Genomic DNA, 19,958 nt, shown 5'->3' with positions numbered 1-19,958 from the left:
ACCTCCCACGCTTGTCGTCCTCGACATGATCGAGAGGGGGCGTGGTCCGTATGCCCCGGCGCGAGCGATTTCACGCGAATGGGCCGGTCTCACCACCGTAAAGGATGGTGGGACCGGCCCGAACAGCCCAACCGGACGGCTCAGTCGCGCGTGGACTCCACCTCCGCGGCGGTGTCGTCGTACCGGCCGTCGATCTTGGAGACCAGTCCGGTGACCTGGCGGGCGATGTCGGGCGCGGTGAGCCCGATCTCGGCCAGCACCTCGGCGCGGGTGGCGTGGTCCAGGAAGCGCGGCGGGATGCCGAAGTCCCGCAGCGGGATGTCCACACCGGCGTCGCGCAGCGCCTGGGCGACGGCCGAACCGACGCCGCCGACACGGGAGTTGTCCTCGACGGTGACGACCACGCGGTGCTTGTCCGCGAGCGGCGCCATGTGCTCGTCGACCGGCTTGACCCAACGCGGGTCGACGACGGTGGTGGTGATGCCCTGCTTGTCGAGCAGGTCGGCGATCTCCAGGCACATCGGGGCGAGGGCGCCGACCGAGACGAGGAGCACGTCTGGGGTGTCGGTGCCCGGCTCGCGCAGTACGTCCATGCCGCCGACGCGGCGCAGGGCGGGTACGGCGGGGCCGACGGCGCCCTTGGAGAAGCGGACCACGGTCGGCGCGTCCGTGACCTCGACGGCCTCGCGCAACTGGGCGCGGACCTGGTCGGCGTCGCGCGGCGCGGCCAGCCGGAGCCCCGGGACGACCTGGAGGATCGACATGTCCCACATGCCGTTGTGCGAGGCGCCGTCGGTGCCGGTGACACCGGCCCGGTCCAGGACGAACGTCACCCCGCACTTGTGCAGGGCCACATCCATCAGGACCTGGTCGAAGGCGCGGTTGAGGAAGGTGGCGTAGACGGCGAAGACGGGGTGCAGTCCGCCGGTGGCGAGGCCCGCCGCCGACACGGCGCCGTGCTGCTCGGCGATGCCGACGTCGTACACCCGGCCGGGGAAGGCCTTGGCGAACCTGTCGAGGCCGACCGGCTGGAGCATGGCCGCCGTGATGGCGACGACGTCCTCGCGCTCCTTGCCGAGCTTGACCATCTCCTCGCCGAAGACGGAGGTCCAGTCGGCGCCGGAGGAGGCGATCGGCAGACCGGTGTCCGGGTGGATCTTGCCGACGGCGTGGAAGCGGTCCGCCTCGTCCTGGAGGGCGGGCTGGTAACCGCGGCCCTTCTCGGTGAGGCAGTGCACGATGACCGGCCCGCCGAACCGCTTGGCGCGGGACAGCGCGGACTCCAGGGCCTCGATGTCGTGTCCGTCGATCGGCCCGACGTACTTGAGGCCGAGGTCCTCGAACATGCCCTGCGGGGCGATGAAGTCCTTCAGCCCCTTCTTGGCGCCGTGCAGCGTCTCGTAGAGCGGGCGGCCGACGACCGGGGTGCGCTCCAGGAGGTCCTTGCCGCGGGCGAGGAACCGCTCGTACCCGTCGGTGGTCCGCAGGGTGGCGAGGTGGTTGGCGAGGCCGCCGATGGTCGGCGCGTACGAGCGCTCGTTGTCGTTGACGACGATGACCAGGGGTCGGTCCTTGGCGTCCGCGATGTTGTTGAGCGCCTCCCAGGCCATACCGCCGGTGAGCGCGCCGTCGCCGATGACCGCGACCACGTGGTCGTCGCGTTTCAGCACCTCGTTGGCCTTGGCGAGGCCGTCGGCCCAGCCGAGCACCGTGGAGGCGTGGCTGTTCTCGATGACGTCGTGCTCGGACTCGGCCTGCGAGGGGTAGCCGGAGAGGCCGCCCTTCATCTTCAGCCTGGAGAAGTCCTGACGCCCGGTGAGGAGCTTGTGGACGTAGGACTGGTGGCCCGTGTCCCAGAGCACCTTGTCCTTGGGCGAGTCGAAGACCCGGTGCAGGGCGATGGTCAGCTCCACCACGCCGAGATTCGGGCCGAGGTGACCGCCGGTCTTCGACACCGCCTCGACGAGGAAGGTCCGGATCTCCTCCGCCAGCTGGTCCAACTCCTCCAGGCTGAGCCGGTCCAGATCGCGCGGTCCCCTGATGCGGGTCAGCAGCGGCACCCGTGCCTCCTTGCGATAGTGCTGTTCGAGCGTTACCGGGCTCGTCGAAGTCTAATCTTCCGCGTGCACGGCCGACCGCCGGGCGGTCGACTCCCACGTCACACGAACGGCCGTAAACCATCCTGCGCAGACGTACCCGTACGAAACGTCCGACAACAAGGAGAAGTGCCCGGCGCCTGAAAGGCACCGGGCACCTGCGCGCCCCGAAGGGCGCCGGGCCGGACCGCTACGCGCGGCCCGCCGCCTTCTGGCTCCGGCGGCTGACGGAGTCGATGACGACCGCGCCCAGCAGCACCGCACCCGTGATCATGTACTGGATCGAGGTGTTCATGTTCAGCAGGTTGAGGCCCGTCGTGATCGACTGGATGACCAGCATGCCCAGCAGCGCGGACCACACCGATCCCCGCCCGCCGAAGAGGCTGGTGCCACCGATGACGGCTGCGGCGATCGCGAGCATCAGGACGTTGCCACCACCGGCGGACAGCGTCGCGCTCGCGGTCTGACCGGCGAAGAACATGCCGCCGATCGCCGCGAACCCACCGGAGATGGCGAACACGGTGATCCGGACCATCGGCACATTGATACCCGCACGGCGGGCCGCCTCGATGCCGCCGCCGACCGCGAACACCTGACGGCCGTAGGTGGTACGACGCAGCACGAAGTCCACGATCACCAGTGCCGCCAGGAAGATCACCAGCGCGTTGGAGACACCGGCCGCGTCGTTGAGCACGGCGGCAGCGACGAAGGACACGACGGCGAGCGCGCCGACACGCAAGCCGATCTCGCTGGTCGGCCGGAACGGCACACCCGCGGCCCGACGACGGCGCTGCTCGTTGACGTTGCCGACGAGCGAGAGCGCCACAGCGAGGCCGGCCAGGATGTACGCGCCGATGATGGCCTGGTCCATGAAGAAGGAGCTCTTGCCGAGCAGATGGACCGGACCCGTGTCCGACGGGATGTTGATCGTGCCGCTGTCACCCAGCATCCACAGCATCACGCCGTTCCAGCCGAGGAAGCCGGCCAGGGTGACGACGAACGCGGGTACGCCGACCCTGGCGAAGAACCAGCCGTGCAGGGCGCCGATGGCGAGACCGGTGACGATCGCGAGGAGCAGTGCCAACCAGGAGTTCATGCCCTGGTTCACCGCGAGCACGGCGAACAGGGTGGAGGCCAGACCGCTGACCGAACCCACGGACAGGTCGATCTCGCCGAGCAGCAGCACGAACACCAGGCCGATGGAGAGCATGCCGGTGGCCGAGAGGAAGTAGCTGATGTCCGAGAGGTTCTCGGCGCTCAGGAAGAGGTCGTTCTGCAGCTGGAAGATCGTCCAGATGACGATCAGCCCGATGGCCACCGGCAGCGAGCCCAGCTCGCCGCCCTTCACCTTGCGCTTGAACTCGGTGACGTAGCCCTTGAGACCCTCTTCGCGGACCAGCAGACGCGGGTCGACGACGGTGACCGGCGCGGCCGTGGGGTCGTCGGCGGGGGCGACCGTGGTCTGCCCCTCGGCCCCGGTGTCCGGCGCGGAATCGCTCTTCACGGTCTTGGACGTGTCGCTCACTTTGCCGCCTCCGTGGTGCGCCGCCCCGCACGACGGGTCACGGCGTTGTCCGTGGCACCCGTGATCGCGGCGATGATCTCTTCGTGACTGGTGTCCTTCACGGAGAAGGAACCGTTGTTCCGGCCCAGCCGCAGGACGGCGACGGTGTCCGCGACCGCCTTCACATCGGCCATGTTGTGGCTGATGAGGATGACGGCGAGGTCGCGCTCGCGCAGCCGCTCGACCAGGTCGAGGACCTGCGCGGTCTGCTCGACACCGAGGGCGGCGGTGGGCTCGTCGAGGATGACGAGCTTGGGGTCGCCGATGAGGGCGCGGGCGATGGCGACGACCTGGCGCTGACCTCCGGAGAGGCTCGCGATCGGGATACGGACGCTGGGGATCCGGATGGAGAGCGTGGACAGCAGCTCGCGGGAGTTCTTCTCCATCGACACCTCGTCGATGACACCCCTGTGCAGCAGCTCGCGCCCGAGGTAGAGGTTGCCCACGACGTCGAGGTTGTCGCAGAGCGCGAGGTCCTGGTAGACCGTCGCGACGCCGAGTCCCTGGGCGTCGTGCGGCTTGTTGATCCGGACCGGGTCGCCCTGCCACTCGATGACGCCCTCATCGATGGGGTGGACACCCGCGATCGTCTTGACCAGGGTGGACTTTCCTGCGCCGTTGTCGCCCACCAGGGCGACCACTTCTCCGGCGTGGACCTCCAGATCGACGTCGGTGAGTGCCTGCACCGCACCGAATCGCTTGGAGACTCCGCGCAACGCCAGCACGGGCGTAGCGGACACGTGAACCATCTCCTTCGCCGCCTGACCGGCGGGGATGCCGCGCCTGGAATCAGGCGCGGAAATGTGCCGACCCCTTCGACTCGGGGGCCGTGCACAAGGCTTACAAGGGGAACATGGGGGGAGCCGCCGCGCTCCCCGAGCCCTGAAGGGGCGCGGGGAACTGCGCGACCAGCCACGACGGCGCGTTCGACGACCGACGGCCCGTCGTGGCAGTTCCAGCGGAGCGTCGAGGTTCCGTCCGGCGCCCGCCCCGGAAGCGGGGTCTGAAGGTGGGGCGGGCGCCGGACAGGCTCAGCGGGCCGGAGTGACTACTCCAGACCGGCGGACTTGCACGCCTTGGCGTACTCGGCGGTGCAGATGTCGGCGACCGTGTACAGGCCGTCCTTCACCACCGTGTCCTTGATGTTCTCCTTGGTGACGGAGACCGGGGTCAGCAGCTTCGCCTGGACCTTGTCGCCGGAGCCGCTGGTCACCTCGGTGTCGGCCAGGGACTTGATGTCCTTGCCCTCCAGCAGGTTGACCGCCAGCTCGGCGGCCGTGTCGGCCTCCGGCTTGTAGGCCTTGTAGACCGTGGAGGACTGCGTGCCGGCGACGATCCGCTGGATGGCGGCGAGTTCGGCGTCCTGACCGGTCAGCGGGATGCTGCCGATCTTCGCACCCTTGAGGGTGTTGGCGATGCCACCGGCCATGCCGTCGTTGGCGGCGTAGACGCCCGCGATGTTCTTGGCGCCCAGCTGGGTGATCGCCGCGGACATCTTCTCGGCGGCGACGGTGTCCTTCCAGAGGCCGGACTGCTCGTAGGCGATGTCGACCTTGCCGTCGAGGGCCTTGTGCGCGCCCTCCTTGAACTGACCGGCGTTCGGGTCGGCGTCGTCACCGTTGATCATGACGACCTTGGCCTTGGGGGTCGCCTTGTCGCCGAGGGCGTCGAGGAGGGCCTGGCCCTGCAGCTCGCCGACCTTGACGTTGTCGAAGGAGACGTAGGCCGAGACCGGGCCCTGGGCGAGACGGTCGTAGGCGACGACCTTGACGCCCTTGTCCACCGCGGCCTGGATGGAGGACTTGATGGCGGCGGAGTCCTGGGCGGAGACGACGATGACCTTGACGCCCTTGGTCACCATGGTGCTCATCTGCTGAGCCTGCTTGTTCGGGTCGGCCGCGGCGTTCGCGTACTGGACGTCGCAGTCGTCGCAGAGTTCCTTGACCTTGGCCTCGAAGTAAGGCTTGTCGAACTTCTCGTAGCGCGCGGTGACCGAGTCGGGCAGGAGCAGGCCGATCGACTTGCTGTCCGAACCGCTGGTGCTGCCGCTGTCCGAGTCGCCGTCGTCGCCGGCCTTGCCACAGGCGGCCACGGACAGCGCCAGCGAGATCGCGGTGGCGCCGATCGCGACTCTACGCATCGTTGCGTTCATTTGGGTTGTGCCTCCCTGACACGGGCCGCAGCACTGCGGCCGAGGTGGCTGGAAGTCAACTCGGCCACACGTGCGACGTCAAGAAGTAAATCCTTAACGGGTTGGCAACGGCGTGTTTCGTTCTCTAAGTGAAGACAGGGGTTGCTGCGGAGAGGGTCCCGTCCAAAAGGGTCGAATCACCCATCTCACTGAGGGCCAGGGCCAGTGCCCCGAGCACCTCCGCGCGACCGCCAAGCGCCCCTGGCAGCACCGAGAGTTGACGTGCGGCACTCGGGATCGCGTACCGGCCGACCGACTCCCTTATGGGTCCGAGAACCAGCTCTCCGGCCTCGGCGAGATCGCCACCGAGGACCACGCGGCTCGGGTTCAACAGATTGCAGAGATTGGCGACTCCACTTCCGATGTGTCGGCCGACGTCGGCGATCACCCGACGGCAGCCCGGGTCCCCGTCCCTCGCCAACCGTACGACCCCTTCCATGGTCAAACCGGTGCCGTGGCTGGACTGGAGGAGCGGCAGCACATAGCGCGCGGCGGCGAAGGTCTCCAGGCAGCCCCGGTTGCCGCAGCGGCAGACCGGGCCGGATTCATCAAGAGTAATATGCCCGATTTCTCCCGCCGTGCCACCCGGGCCCCTGTAGATCTTGCCATCGATCACCAGTCCGGCACCAACGCCGCTGGACACCTTGATGTACGCCAGGTCCCGCACCCCCCGGCCGCTGCCCCAGACCAGCTCGCCGAGGGCGCCCAGATTGGCGTCGTTGTCCACGTGCACGGCGACGCCGAGACGGCCCTGCATCTCGGCGGCGGGCTTGGTGCCGGTCCAGCCCGGCAGGATGGCGGTGGAGCCGAGCGTCCCGGATTCCACGTCGATCGGGCCGGGCACACCGAGGCCCACCCCCGCGATCTTCGTGGGGTCGACGCCCGTCGCCTCGACCAGCCGGGTGACCAGCTGCTCCGCCCGGTCGAAGCCCTGGGCCGAGGAGGCGTCCACGTCCAGCGGCTCGGACTCCTCGGCCAGCACCTGGTGCGCGAGATTCCCGATCGCGACGCGCAAATGCGTATGGCCGAAGTCCACGCCGATCACGATCCCGGCGTCGCCGCTGAGCGAGACCGCGCGCGCCCGGCGACCGCCCGCCGAGGTGGGCGTGACCTCGACGGTTCCCCCGTCCTTCAGCTCGCGCACGATGTTGGAGACCGTGGCCGCGGAGAGGCCGGTGCTCCTGGCGATCTCCGCCTGCGTCAGCGACCCGGCGAGCCGCACCGCCCGCACGACGCGTTCGAGATTTGCTCGGTGCAGCGACGACTGCGATCCCGGAGTCTCCATCGACTCATCCACTCCCGTCCCAGGACGGGCGGCCCGCACGCCGCCCATGACCCAGGTCACAGCCACGGGACCCGGGTCACTTACAAGTTGTGAACTCCAAACTCCGCTGAACGGGTTACCGCAGTCAAGTCCTTGACGGAAACTGGGGTCGCCGAATGACCACTAAATGTCACTCTGCGGCTACTTGGGGTCCCGGGGCGGGCTACTTGAGCGTGGCCGAGGTGAGGCCCGCCTGTACCTGGCGCTGGAAGGAGAGGTAGACCACGAGCATGGGGATCATGGCGATGGTGACACCGGCGAAGAGGACGGGCAGGTCGGAGGCGTAACCCTGCTGCTGCTGGAGCTGGATGAGGCCCTGGGTGAGGACGTACCGCTCGGGATCGTCGCCGCTCTGCGGCTGCATCAGGACCGTGGGCAGGATGAACTGGTTCCACTGGCCGAGCGTGTTGAAGATCCCGACGCTGATCAGGCCCGGCTTGGCCATCGGCAGCATGACCTGGAAGAACGTACGGGTGTGCGACGCCCCGTCGAGGATGGCCGCCTCGAAGACCGCGGTGGGCAGCGTCCGGAAGAACGCGTGCATGAAGAACACGGTGAACGGCAGCGAGTAGGCGACGTAGACCAGGATCAGCCCCTGGTAGGTGTTCAGCATGTCCAGCCGTCTGACCATGAAGAACAGCGGCACCAGGGCCAGGAACACGGGGAACATCGCCCCGGCGACGAAGAAGTAGTAGAGCAGCCGGTTGCCCCGGAACGGGTAGCGGGCCAGCACGTACGCGGCCATCGAACCGAACAGCATGGTCAGCGGGACGGAGAAGACCAGCACGATGACCGTGTTGACGAAGTAGTCGCCGATGCCCTTGTCCCAGGCGCGGGAGAAGACGTCCAGGGTCCAGTTCTCGGGCCAGCCGAAGGCCGAGCCGCCGATCTGGGCGTCGGTCTTGAAGGCGCTGAGCACCAGCCACAGCAGCGGCAGCACGATCAGCAGGGCCCACAGGGCGAGGAAGCCGTGCGAGAAGACGTTGAGGACGACGCCTTCGCCGCGCTCGTCGCCGGGGCCGCCGGGTCCCCGCTTGGTCACGGTCGGGCCGGTGGGGACCGATTCGCCGCGCGAGGCGGTCTTGAGGGGTGCGCTCATCTTGTGTCGTCTCTCCCGCTCAGAACTCGACGCGCTCGCGACGGGTGGCCCGCAGCATGACCACCGACACGATCAGGGTGAGGAGCAGCATCACGACGCCCATCGCACAGGCGTAGCCGCTCCTGCCGTACAGCAGGAAGTTCCGCATCATCACGGTCGCCATGACCTCGCTGTGGTGGTCGGGGCCGCCCCCGTACTCGCCCGCGGTCATGGTGGAGACCAGGATGAACATGTCCATCGCCGCGATGCCGAGATAGACCCAGGCGGTCTGCACGGAGTCCCACAGCAGCGGCAGGGTGATGCGGAAGAAGGTGTGGGCGCGGCCGGCGCCGTCGATCAGCGCGGCCTCGTAGATGTCTCTGGGGATGGCCTGCATGGCGGCGGAGAACAGCACCAGATAGAAGCCGACGCCGTGCCAGACGACGACCAGGATGAGTGCCCAGAGCACATAGTTCGGCTCGTTCAGCCACTCGACGGGGCTGTTCTCGTCGACGAGCCCCAGGCGCATCAGGAAACCGTTGAGCATGCCGCCGCTGTCGCTGCGGTACACGGCCCCGAACAGGACCGCGAGGATCGCCAGCGACAGCACCTGCGGGAAGAAGTACACGATCTTGTAGAAGCCGGATCCGGCGACCCCGGAGACTCCGCCGGCCCGCCCGCGACCGCCCGCGTTCAGCATGAACGCGAAGAACAGCGCGAGCAGGATGGTGATCACCGGGATGAAGACCAGGAACAGGATGTTGTGCCAGATCGCCTGGAGGAAGATGTCGTCCTCGAACAACGCCGTGTAGTTGTCGAGTCCGATGAACGAGAACGTCTGGGACTGCCCCTTCCAGTCCGTCAGCGAATAGCCGAATGTCTGGATGTACGGCCAGATCACGAAGATCAGATAAAGCGCCACGGGGACGAGGAGAAATCCCGCGACGAACCGGTTCTGCCCTTTACGCATTGGCGTTTCCCTGCCTCGGGTTCCATGAGACGAAAAGCGCGCCCCGTCATCTCAGGGGCGCGGGGAACTGCGCGACAAGCCACGACGAACCCGCAGCTCACCACAGTGCGCAGCTCCCACGGCGCTCCGACGCCCCACTAGTCCCGGCGGTTCTTCTTGGAATCCGGGTCCTTGGCCTGCTTGTCCACCGCGGCCTGCGCCCGCTTGAGCCACTCGGCCGGCTGGATCCGCTTCGCCATCAGTTCGTTCGACGCGTTCTGGATCGCCGTGTCCATCTCGCTGTACCACTCGGTGTACAGGTAACGGAACGTGTTGTCACCGGCGGCCTTGGAGACCTCCACCGTCGACTGCGTACCGGGCCGCAGCGAGACGCCGGTGTCGACGCCGTCCTTCACGATCGTCAGGGAGTTCGCCTCCTTGGCGAACAGCGTCGACCATTCCCTGGAGAGCATCATCCGCATGAACTCCTTGGCCGCCGGCAGGTTCTTCGCCTTGGCCGGGATGATGAACGGCTCCCCGGAGCCGGCCCGGATCGCCTCGAACGGCATCACGCTGTCGGGGAGGACGGGCATCGGCATGAACGTCATCTCGAAGTCGTCCGGCGTCTGCGTCAGCTGCTCGTTCTCCAGCCAGGAGCCGGAGGTGATGAACACGGCCTTGTACTGGTTCCAGCGGGCCTGGGACTCGGTGTGCGTCAGGCCGTTCGTGCCGGGCATCAGATAGCCCTTCTCGACGACCTCGTAGATCGCCTCGACGCCGGCCTTGGCGGCGTCGGAGCCGACGAACGCCTTCGGGTCGAGGTTGTCGATGGCCTTCATGGCCTCCAGGCCGCCCGTCTTGGCGATCAGGTCCATGATGGCGACGTTGATGTAGTACGGGTACTTGCCCTGGTGGGCGAGGCCGCCGATCTCCTTGGCCTTGGCCTCCTTGCAGATGGTGAGGAAGTCGGCCCAGGTCTTCGGCTCCTCCCAGCCGTTCTCCTTGAAGAGCTTGCCGGAGTACCACAGGCCCCACACCGTGTAGATGTAGTTGAGGGCGACGACCTTGTTCTCCTGCATGCCCGCGTCGAGCGTGCCGGGGATCAGCGTGTCGCGGACCTTCTTGCTCGGGTCGTCGATCGACGGCGAGTCCAGCACCTCGGCGAGGTCGAGGAGCTGGCCGTTCTTGTAGAGGACGTCGATCGGGATCTGCTGGGCGCCGGAGTCGTCGACGATGTCCGGCGGGTTGCCCGCGTTGAACCGGGGCTGGAGCTTGCCGGTGATCTCCTGGGTGCCGGTGTGGGTGGAGGTGACCCCCCACTTCTTCTGGAAGGCGGCCTCCCAGGCCTTGGCGTAGGCGTCGCCGTAGCCGCCCTTGAAGATGACGACGTCGAGTTTGCTGCCCTTCTTGACGCCGAAGGGGTTGGACTCGGAGGCCTCGCCCTGGGTGTCCTCGGAGGTGTCGTCGTCCCCGCCGCCCCCACTGGCACACGCGGACAGGAAGCTCATCGTCGGGACGGTGATCAGGCCGAGCGCGGCGGAACGCTTGATCAGATCGCGGCGGCCCACGCCTTCGAGGTCGGTGGTGCCGGCACCCTCGGGGCCGTGGTCGTTCTCGGCGGTTGTGGATCCCATGCTCAAGTCCTCGCCTTCTCCAGGACTCAGGCGGTGAACCGGATCCTCCCGGCACCGCGGTCGGTTCAAGCTGGGGTCGTGCGTGAGGATTCAACAGGGGCAACACGGCGGTCGGCGCGCGGACACGTCCGCGACCACCGGTAATTCCCCCCAGGTAGCGCCTGTCCACGGTTGTGCGACCTGTGCGACCACTATGCGGACGCCGACAGGTATAGTCCACTTCCCGCCAACGGGGCAAGATCGAATGCAAGGTTCGTCTTCGGTCTTTTCCGAGTTGAGACCTCTCGGAAATATGAGCGCCCTTGCGCCACCTGACCGGAAAATCCCCGCCATTCACCCCGGATGGCGCACTCAACACCCTTGACATCAGACGTCACTTCAACCACTACTGGTCCCTGCGTTACACGGTCGACAACGTTGTCCTCTTTCGATCATTTCTTGATCGAAAACTGTCTGCTGGACGTAGGGAGGGTGCTGCTGATGCGGCACGGACGGGGTTCCACGGCGGCGCTCGGCGCCGCCGCTTTCGCTCTGGTGGTGGCCTCGCAGGGCGCGGCCGTCGCGTTACCGGACCGACCGGCGGCCGGGGAGCGGGAGTTCGCCTCCTCCTTCGAACCGGACGACCCGGCTCCGGACTGGCTGAGCACGGTCGACACCGCGCCCGACGGCTCCCCCCGCGCCTCCGGCGTGGACGGCGGCTACACCACCGGCATCCCCGGCAACATCACCGACCATGTCACCGATGTCCGGGCCAGCGGCGAGAACGCGGGCAGCGGGGAGGTGAAGGAGAACCTGGTCGACGGCGAGTCCGGCACCAAGTGGCTCACCTTCCAGCCCACCGGCTGGGCCGAGTTCGACCTCGACCGCCCGACCAAGGTGGTCACCTACGCGCTGACCTCGGCGAACGACTTCGAGACCCGCGACCCCAAGGACTGGACCCTGAAGGGCTCCACCGACGGCAAGGAGTGGAAGACCCTCGACACCCGCTCCGGGGAGAGCTTCGGGGAGCGGTTCCAGACCAGGTCGTACGACATTCCGGGTGACGCGGCGGCCGAGTACCGGCACTACCGGCTGGACATCACGAAGAACAACGGCGCCTCGATGATCACCCAGCTCGCCGATGTGCAGTTCTCCACGGGCGGCGGGCAGGCACCCGCGCCGAAGGAGATGCTGTCGCTGGTCGACCGGGGCCCGAGCGGCTCGGCGACCGCGAAGGCCGGCGCGGGCTTCACCGGCAAGCGGGCCCTGAGATACGCGGGCCGGCACACGGCGGACGGCCGGGCCCACTCGTACAACAAGGTCTTCGACGTGAACGTGGCCGTCGAGCGGGACACCGAGCTGGCGTACCGGATCTTCCCGTCGATGGCGGACGGTGATCTGGACTACGACGCCACGAACGTCGCGGTCGACCTGGTCTTCACCGACGGCACCTCGCTGAGCGAGCTGGGGGCCGCGGACCAGCACGGATTCCCGCTGTCGCCGCGCGGCCAGGGCGCGGCGAAGGTGCTGTACGTCAACCAGTGGAACGACGTGGTCGCGCGGATCGGGTCGGTCGCGGCCGGACGGACCGTGGACCGGATCCTGGTGGCCTACGACTCCCCGAAGGGCCCGGCGAGGTTCCGCGGCTGGCTCGACGACGTGACGCTGCGCGTCCGCGCGCCGGAGCCGCCGAAGAAGCATCTGTCCGACTACGCGGTGACCACCAGGGGAACGAATTCCAGCGGCGGTTTCTCCCGCGGCAACAATTTCCCGGCGACCGCGGTGCCCCATGGCTTCAACTTCTGGACGCCGGTGACCAACGCGGGCTCACTGAGCTGGCTGTACGACTACGCCCGCGCCAACAACGCGGACAACCTGCCGACCGTCCAGGCGTTCAGCGCGAGTCATGAGCCGAGCCCCTGGATGGGCGACCGGCAGACCTTCCAGGTGATGCCCTCGGCGGCCTCCGGGACCCCCGAACTGAGCCGTACGGCACGGGCGTTGGCGTTCCGGCACGAGAACGAGACGGCCCGGCCGTACTACTACGGGGTGCGCTTCGAGAACGGCGTCAAGGCCGAGATGGCGCCCACGGACCACGCGGCGGCGCTGCGCTTCACCTATCCCGGCGACGACGCGAACGTGATCTTCGACAACGTCACGGACCAGGCGGGGCTGACCCTGGACAAGGAGGCCGGGGTCGTCACGGGATTCTCGGATGTGAAGTCGGGGCTGTCGACGGGCGCGACCCGGCTCTTCGTGTACGGGGTCGTCGACGCCCCGGTCACGGACGGTGCCTCGGCCGGGGTGAAGGGCCACCTCCGCTTCGACGCGGGCGACGACCGCGCGGTGACGCTCCGCCTCGCCACCTCCCTCATCAGCCTCGACCAGGCGAAGGACAACCTGCGCCAGGAGATCCCGGAGGGCACCTCCTTCGAGACGGTGAAGGACCGGGCGCGGGCGCAGTGGGACCGCGTACTCGGCAAGGTGGAGGTCGAGGGCGCGACCCCCGACCAGCTGACCACGCTGTACTCCAGCCTCTACCGGCTGTATCTGTACCCCAACTCCGGTTTCGAGAAGGTCGGTTCGACGTACAAGTACGCTTCTCCCTTCTCCCCCATGACCGGCCCGGACACCCCGACCCACACGGGCGCGAAGATCGTCGACGGCAAGGTGTACGTCAACAACGGCTTCTGGGACACCTATCGGACGACCTGGCCCGCGTACTCGCTGCTGACGCCCGGTCAGGCGGGGGAAATGGTCGACGGGTTCGTGCAGCAGTACAAGGACGGCGGCTGGACCTCCCGGTGGTCCTCCCCCGGCTACGCGGACCTGATGACCGGCACCTCCTCGGACGTGGCGTTCGCGGACGCATACGTCAAGGGAGTCGACTTCGACGCGAAGTCGGCGTACGAGGCGGCCCTGAAGAACGCCACGGTCGTCCCGCCGTCGGCGGGCGTCGGCCGCAAGGGCATGGCCACCTCGCCCTTCCTCGGCTACACCGGCACCGACACCCACGAGGGCCTGTCCTGGGCCCTGGAGGGCTGTCTGAACGACTACGGCATCGCCCGGATGGGCCAGGCGCTGTACCGGGAGACGGGCGAGCGGAGATACCAGGAGGAGTCCGCCTACTTCCTCGACCGGGCCCAGGACTATGTGCAGTTGTTCGACGACAAGGCCGGCTTCTTCCAGGGCCGGGACGGCAACGGGGCCTGGCGGGTGGACTCCGCGAAGTACGACCCGCGTATCTGGGGCCACGACTACACGGAGACCAACGGCTGGGGGTACGCCTTCACCGCGCCGCAGGACAGCAAGGGCCTGGCCAACCTGTACGGCGGGCGCGGCGGGCTGGCGCAGAAGCTGGACACGTACTTCTCCACGCCGGAGACGGCCTCCCCCGAGTTCGTCGGGTCCTACGGCGGGGTCATCCATGAGATGACGGAGGCCCGTGACGTCCGTATGGGCATGTACGGCCACTCCAACCAGGTCGCCCACCACGCGATCTACATGTACGACGCCGCCGGACAGCCCTGGAAGGCGCAGGAGAAGGTCCGCGAGGCGCTCTCCCGCCTCTACACCGGCAGCGACATCGGGCAGGGCTACCACGGCGACGAGGACAACGGCGAGCAGTCGGCCTGGTATCTCTTCTCCGCGCTCGGCTTCTATCCGCTGGTGATGGGCAGCGGTGAATACGCCGTCGGCTCGCCGCTGTTCACCAAGGCCACCGTGCATCTGGAGAACGGCAGGGACCTGGTGGTCGAGGCGCCGAGGAACAGCGCGAAGAACGTGTACGTGCAGGGTCTGCGGGTCAACGGCAAGGCCTGGACGTCGACTTCACTGCCGCACTCCCTCATCTCCCGTGGTGGCGTGCTGAAGTTCGACATGGGCCCGAAGCCGTCCCGCTGGGGCACCGGTGAGCAGGCGGCGCCGGTGTCGATCACCAAGGGCAAGCGGGTGCCGAGCCCTCGCTCGGACGCCGTCGAGGGCGACGGCGCGCTCTTCGACGACACGTCGTCGACGAAGGCGTCGGTGGAGACGGTTCCGCTCCCGACCCCGGCCCGGACCAAGGCGGTTCAGTACACGCTGACCTCGGCCGACCGCGCCGAGGCACCGAGCGGGTGGACCCTCCAGGGCTCCAGGGACGGCACGACCTGGAAGACCCTCGACGAACGCTCCGGCGAGTCCTTCACCTGGGACCGCCAGACCCGGGCCTTCTCGGTCCCGGCCCCGAAGGCGTACGACCACTACCGGCTCGTCCTCGACGGCACGGCGACGCTCGCGGAGGTGGAACTGCTGTCCTGACCGCACGGGCTCGGGTGCGGCGACCCGTCCGACCGCACCCGACCCCGTCCGACCCGTCCCACCCCAACCGGCTTGACTTGGTTGCCCGTTGAAACGATAGAGTCTTGTCCAGACCACTCGACAACGTTGTCCAGTTCTTCGAGGGGTCCCACAGCCGCACTCCCACCGCGCCCGGTCTCCCCCGTACCGGGTCGCGGCTCGCGGACCGGGTGGGCACGCACCGCCCGCCCACCCGGTCCGCCCCGAGCGCGCCGCCCGCCCCCGCACAGGGCGGGTGACGTGGTCGGGTGCCGGGCCTCAGCCCACCCGGCAGGGCAGCGTGGTCGCGGGATCACCTCCCGACCCCTGCACCACATAGCCGAACGTCGCCGTTTCGCCGGGATCCAGCGAGCCGTTCCAGTTCGCGTTGTGCACCATCACGTTCTGCCCGGTGTATGTCGCGGTGCCGCTCCAGAGACTGTCGACCCGTTGTCCCGCGGGAAGCGTCCAGTTGACCATCCAGCCGAGCATCGGCACGTCGCCGGTGTTGGTGACGACGACCTCGGACTGATAGCCACCGGTCCAACTGCCCGTCGTACGGCGGGTCGCGGCGCACTGGCCCGGTACCGGCTCGCTGGGGTTGCCGGGCTCCTTGATACCGGTGACCTCGCCGTTGCCGCCGTCGAAGACGACGTCGGAGCAGGAGTAGAAGGTCTCGGCGCTGTCGGAGCGCTGCCACACCATGTAGATGAGGTGGCGGCCCGACTTGTTGGCGGGCAGCTGGCCCCGCCAGGAGTAGTTGGCCTCGACCGTGCCCGGACTGCCGTTCAGCGGCGGGTGGTCGACGCTCAGGAACGGCTGCGCCTCCATGTCGTTCCAGGTGAGCGTCTTCGTCGGGTCGAAGCCGTCCTTGGTGATGTAGACGTAGAACCAACCCGGGTGCGCCGCCCACGCGTTGTACGAGAAGTCGACGGTCGCGCCGGAGGTGAGATGGGTCAACGGCCAGTCCGCGCTGGGGGTGTTGAACCCGGTGAAGTTGGTGTTGCCACCGCTGCACAGCTGGCCGTCCGGGACGAAGCCTCGGGTGCGGCCGGCGCCGTCCGAGCGGAGCACCGAGAACCAGTTGTAGAACGGCGTGGTGCCGCTGACCTGTTGAGCCGTCTTGCAGGCCGGGTTGATCGCCTTGATCTCGCCGGTGTCGGTGAGGGCGTCCTGCCAGCACAGGAAGGTGCGGCTGCCGGGCTTCATCGGAGTGCCGTGCGCCTCCGCCTTCCCGCTGCCCGCCGTGACGACCAGGCCGAGCGCCGGGATCGTGGTCACTAGGGCGAGCAGAACGAGCAGGAGTGCTCTGTGGCGCCGGAGCAAACTTAATCGTGGATCTGTCATGTGCATGACAAATACTCCTTGCGTGTACGGCTTGGAGGTGGGGGAACGTGCGGGTGCCGCTGTGGAGCTGCCGATCCGGACATGCCGGTGTGCGGAGGGCTGGTGTGGGGCGGGAGCGGATCCGACGGCGACGGGTTCCGGTCCGCCACCCCGAATGGGAGCGCTCCCACCCCACCTGCTTCGGAAGCTAGCGCGGAGCGCGGCGCTTGTAAACGGGTGACGCGGACTGACGCGTGCGGGGGGGGCGGGGGGGGAGGGGGAGGGGCGGGCCTGGGTGGGTGCGGGCCTCGGGAGGGCGCCGTGGTCAGTCGGCCGAGCAGACCAGGATCCGTCCGTCGCTGGTCCCGATCAGCAGACGGCCGGGGCCCGCCACGGTCAGCGCGGTCGGGAGGACGGGCACCGCGGCCACCGTCAGCGGACGGCGGTCGCGCACGGTGCCGTCGTGGAGATCGAGCGCGACGATCTCGCCGTCGTCGTACGTGACGTACACGGTCTCGGCGTCGGCGTCGGCATCGAGCGCGGTGGCCTTCCGGTCCGTCCGGAAGACCCAGTCCGGCTCCCCCGTCGTCGCCGAGCGGCGTACGACGAACGAGCCGCCGGGCCGCAGCCCGTGACCGTGGTGGACGGTGCCGGCGTGCACCAGGTCGCCCTCGGCGGTCTCGATCCCGGGACCGGCGAAGTGCGTCTCGCCGGGTACCCAGGAGTACGGGAACAGCCGGCTGGTCGTCCCGGCGGCCGGCTCGCTCGGGCGGCCGGCGGCCGGTGTCGTGACCGGGGCGGCGGCGGAGAGCCAGTGCTCCGCCGGCTCGGGCCATGGCTCGTCCCGCGCCCGCACGGTCTCGCGGAAGTAGCTCCGGCTGCCGCGCCGGATGCGTAGTCTGCCGCGCTCTCCGTTGGACCCGGCGGGCGCGAGGGCCGGCCGGCCGTCGGCGAGACGCACCAGGGACACCGGGGCGGACGGGGTGAGCCGGTCGCGCAGTGCCCCGTCGTCGAGGGCGAGCCGGAGCACGGACTGCGGGCGTTTCTCCCACTCCGGCCGCACGAGCCCGACCCAGGCCGAGCGCTCGCCGTCGGCGACGACGAGGTCACGGCCGCCGCCGGGGGCGTCGTCGGGGGCGTCGTCGGGGACCGCCCACTGTCTGCCGCCCCCGGGCGACCAGCACTCCAGCCGGAGCCCGTCGAGCGTCGCCAGGATCCTGCCGTCGGACAGTTCCTCCACCGCGCGGACGTTGCGGCGCGCATCCCAGCCCGTGGTCAGGTCTGTGGTGAGCCCGGCGTTCAGATCCGTGGTCAGATCCGTGGTCAGGTCTGTGGTGAACCCGGCGTTCAGATCCGTGGTCAGATCCGAGAGCGTTCGGTGGGCGTGCTCGCGGCCGTCGGGGCGTGGGGCCGCCACCCGTGGGCCGACCAGGTCCTCGCTGGGGACGGATCGCGGCGGTACGGCCCTCCAGTTCGGGCGGCGCACCACGGCGACATGCCTCTCGGCCCACGCCTTCTCGTCCTCCCAGTCGTCGTGCGGTGCCATCAGCACGCGCAGCCGCTGTGCGTCGAGCCACTCCAGGCCCAGGACCTGGCGGCCGAGTTCATGCGCGATGAGCGAGGTGGCCGTGCCCGACTCCAGGTCCAGCAGGAGCAGTTCGCCCTCGAAGAAGTAGCCGCCGTCGTAACTCCCCGTGCCGACCGCGAGGAGGGGGAGCCCGGGGTGGAAGGCCAGCGCGTGGACGGGGTGGCGGGCGTGGAGGAGGGCGCGGCAGGTCAGGTCGTCGGTGCCGTAGACAGCGACCGGTGCGATACGGCCGAACTCGTTCATGCCCGCGAGCGCTCCGCATGTGCCCGCCACCGCCAGCAGGCGCCGGCCCCTGTCCTCCAAGGCGAGGGCGGGATCACCGATCTCGGCGAACGGGCGGTCGCCGAGAACGCGATCGAGGCGGAGGTGGAAACGGGCCGTCATGCCGGTGATGGTCGCCAAGGGCGTTCGGCGCGCAGTCGGACGGTGGTCAGGAGGCGGCGGGTGAGTCTGGCGTGGGTGCCGGTGCCGAGGACGAGGAGGCGGTAGAGGCCGCCGGCCGGGCCCGGGAAGGTGGCGCGGGTCTCGGCGCGGAGGCGGACCCCGCCCGGCTCCGCCTCGTCCAGGCGGAAGGTCAGGGTGTACGAGGAGAAGCGGTGGCGGCCCAGGAGGGTCAGTTCACGGGGCGGGATCGCTGTCGCCGTACGGAAGCCCGGGAACGTCGTCGCGCCCTCGACGGGCGGGCGCGGTCCGGCCGCCGTGTGGTCCGCGCAGCCCACGAGCTTCGCGCAACGGACCGCGGAGGGGCGGGAGAAGGCCCAGTCGAGCGTCTCGGCCAGGGCCCACCAGACGTCCTCGGCGTCCGCCGCGACGAGGATCGTGTGCTCGTCGACGAAGGGCAGGGGGCGTACGAGGCGGGGCATCGGTTCATCCGGAGGGACATCCATGGGACGAGTCTTCGCCCTTCGGTGGCCCCGCCGCCAGGGGGTTCCGCCAGAGGGTTCCGCCAGGAGGTTGTCCGACGGGTTCGTGAGACCGGGGCACGGGGGCACGGGGGCTTCGACCGCCGCGCATCACCGCAGACGACCGCAAGTGGCCACGGGTGGCCGCAAGATGGCCACGGGTGGCCACACGTGGTCGCGCCCATAGGATCGCCGCATGGCGCTGCGACCCGTTCATGTGATCATCAAGGCCCTCGACGCCTCGGCGGTCGGCCGGTTCCGGGCGGAGGCGCTCGGGTGGACGGCCCACAGCCCCGGTGTGACGACGTACGTCGGTCCCGGCGAGGAACTCGTCTGGCCCGACCCGGTCGTCATCGGCGTCGACGTGGTTCCCGTCGCGGAGCGCAAGCCGCCGGTGAAGAACCGGGTGCATCTCGATCTCGCCACCACCTCGGCGGCCCATCAGGCGGAGGCCGGGCACGGTCCGGGTGTGCGTGGAGCCGTCGGCCGCGAGGCCGTCGAGGGCGGTCCGCTGCGCGGTGCTGAGGGCCGTCGGATCGCCGTCCGCGCCGACGACCTCGGCGGAGGTGATGTTCCCTGAGCCGTCGAGCCGTGCGACGAGGGTGCCGACGGCCTGGCCCTGCTCGCGGAGGAACGCCAGGTCGGTGTGGTTGCGCGGGCCGACGCTCGCCCCGCCGAGGCTGCGCTCGGCGGCGTCGGTGACCCGTTCGTCGAGGGCGCCGAGCAGTGAGGCGCGCTGCGCGAAGACCGTGGCCAGCGTCATCGCGGCGCACACCGCGACCAGGGTGACGGATCGGTGAGCCCGGGTTCGTCGTCGACGATGAGGACCCGGACTCGGCCGTTTCGGGTCGCGGAGGTGCCAGCCATGTCCTGATCCTGTCCCTGTTGCCTGGGGGAAGCCTGTGTTCCGGCTGACCCGGAGCCGTGCGACCCGGTCGGCGGGCACGGACGGCACCCCGCACCGAGACGTACCGAAACCGCCAACTGGCTTGACCGAAGAGGGCGTTGGC

12 protein-coding genes and 1 pseudogene are annotated in these 19,958 nt (G+C 69.0%); 2 read left to right on the top strand and 11 right to left on the bottom strand.

The window, feature by feature from the left end; all coding sequences use genetic code 11:
* Positions 1–140: 140 nt before the first annotated feature.
* The 8 genes from dxs to ngcE form a co-directional block, all read right to left on the bottom strand.
* Complete coding sequence (gene dxs / locus F9278_RS37505) at positions 141–2,060, bottom strand: 1-deoxy-D-xylulose-5-phosphate synthase (protein WP_152172264.1); 1,920 nt, start codon at positions 2,058–2,060, stop codon at positions 141–143.
* 226 nt (positions 2,061–2,286) lie between these two features.
* The gene (locus F9278_RS37500; protein WP_152172263.1) at positions 2,287–3,621 is read right to left on the bottom strand and encodes a sugar ABC transporter permease; all 1,335 of its coding nucleotides are present in this window, start codon (positions 3,619–3,621) and stop codon (positions 2,287–2,289) included.
* Entirely contained in the window at positions 3,618–4,409 is a 792-nt protein-coding gene (locus F9278_RS37495) for an ATP-binding cassette domain-containing protein (RefSeq protein ID WP_152172262.1), read from the bottom strand. The genes F9278_RS37500 and F9278_RS37495 overlap by 4 nt, the downstream gene beginning before the upstream one ends.
* Before the next feature lie 299 nt (positions 4,410–4,708).
* Positions 4,709–5,812 (bottom strand): sugar ABC transporter substrate-binding protein, encoded by a 1,104-nt coding sequence (locus tag F9278_RS37490; RefSeq protein WP_404818976.1) that lies wholly within the window; start codon positions 5,810–5,812, stop codon positions 4,709–4,711.
* A gap of 124 nt (positions 5,813–5,936) precedes the next feature.
* Complete coding sequence (locus F9278_RS37485; RefSeq protein ID WP_152172261.1) at positions 5,937–7,136, bottom strand: ROK family transcriptional regulator; 1,200 nt, start codon at positions 7,134–7,136, stop codon at positions 5,937–5,939.
* A gap of 202 nt (positions 7,137–7,338) precedes the next feature.
* Complete coding sequence (locus F9278_RS37480; protein ID WP_152172260.1) at positions 7,339–8,274, bottom strand: carbohydrate ABC transporter permease; 936 nt, start codon at positions 8,272–8,274, stop codon at positions 7,339–7,341.
* A 19-nt stretch (positions 8,275–8,293) separates the two neighbouring features.
* A complete protein-coding gene (locus F9278_RS37475; RefSeq protein ID WP_152172259.1) occupies positions 8,294–9,223 on the bottom strand; it encodes a carbohydrate ABC transporter permease in 930 nt (309 codons plus the stop codon).
* A gap of 137 nt (positions 9,224–9,360) precedes the next feature.
* Positions 9,361–10,836 carry an N-acetylglucosamine/diacetylchitobiose ABC transporter substrate-binding protein gene (ngcE, locus tag F9278_RS37470; protein WP_152172258.1) on the bottom strand — a complete coding sequence of 492 codons (1,476 nt, stop codon included), beginning with the start codon at positions 10,834–10,836 and terminating at the stop codon, positions 9,361–9,363.
* Between the two features lie 480 nt (positions 10,837–11,316).
* Between ngcE and F9278_RS37465 the strand changes: the two genes are divergently transcribed.
* Positions 11,317–15,114 carry a GH92 family glycosyl hydrolase gene (locus F9278_RS37465; protein ID WP_152174360.1) on the top strand — a complete coding sequence of 1,266 codons (3,798 nt, stop codon included), beginning with the start codon at positions 11,317–11,319 and terminating at the stop codon, positions 15,112–15,114.
* Between the two features lie 297 nt (positions 15,115–15,411).
* Here F9278_RS37465 and F9278_RS37460 read toward each other — a convergent pair whose 3' ends face one another.
* From F9278_RS37460 to F9278_RS37450, 3 genes are all read right to left on the bottom strand, one after another.
* Positions 15,412–16,485: a lytic polysaccharide monooxygenase auxiliary activity family 9 protein gene (locus F9278_RS37460; RefSeq protein WP_193241814.1), complete on the bottom strand. Its 1,074-nt coding sequence runs from the start codon at positions 16,483–16,485 to the stop codon at positions 15,412–15,414.
* A gap of 298 nt (positions 16,486–16,783) precedes the next feature.
* Positions 16,784–18,430: a PQQ-binding-like beta-propeller repeat protein gene (locus F9278_RS37455; RefSeq protein ID WP_152172256.1), complete on the bottom strand. Its 1,647-nt coding sequence runs from the start codon at positions 18,428–18,430 to the stop codon at positions 16,784–16,786.
* Entirely contained in the window at positions 18,427–18,933 is a 507-nt protein-coding gene (locus tag F9278_RS37450; protein ID WP_193241813.1) for a hypothetical protein, read from the bottom strand. Before F9278_RS37450 ends, F9278_RS37455 begins: the two co-directional genes overlap by 4 nt.
* 211 nt (positions 18,934–19,144) lie before the next feature.
* Here F9278_RS37450 and F9278_RS37445 point away from each other — a divergent pair.
* Positions 19,145–19,399 (top strand): annotated as a pseudogene (locus tag F9278_RS37445) (VOC family protein); the annotation flags it as partial.
* Positions 19,400–19,958: the final 559 nt, after the last annotated feature.

The organism is Streptomyces phaeolivaceus, assembly GCF_009184865.1.
Classification (GTDB): domain Bacteria; phylum Actinomycetota; class Actinomycetes; order Streptomycetales; family Streptomycetaceae; genus Streptomyces; species Streptomyces phaeolivaceus.
Note: the sequence above shows the minus strand (reverse complement) of the source record. Positions and strands in the feature narration are given on the sequence as shown.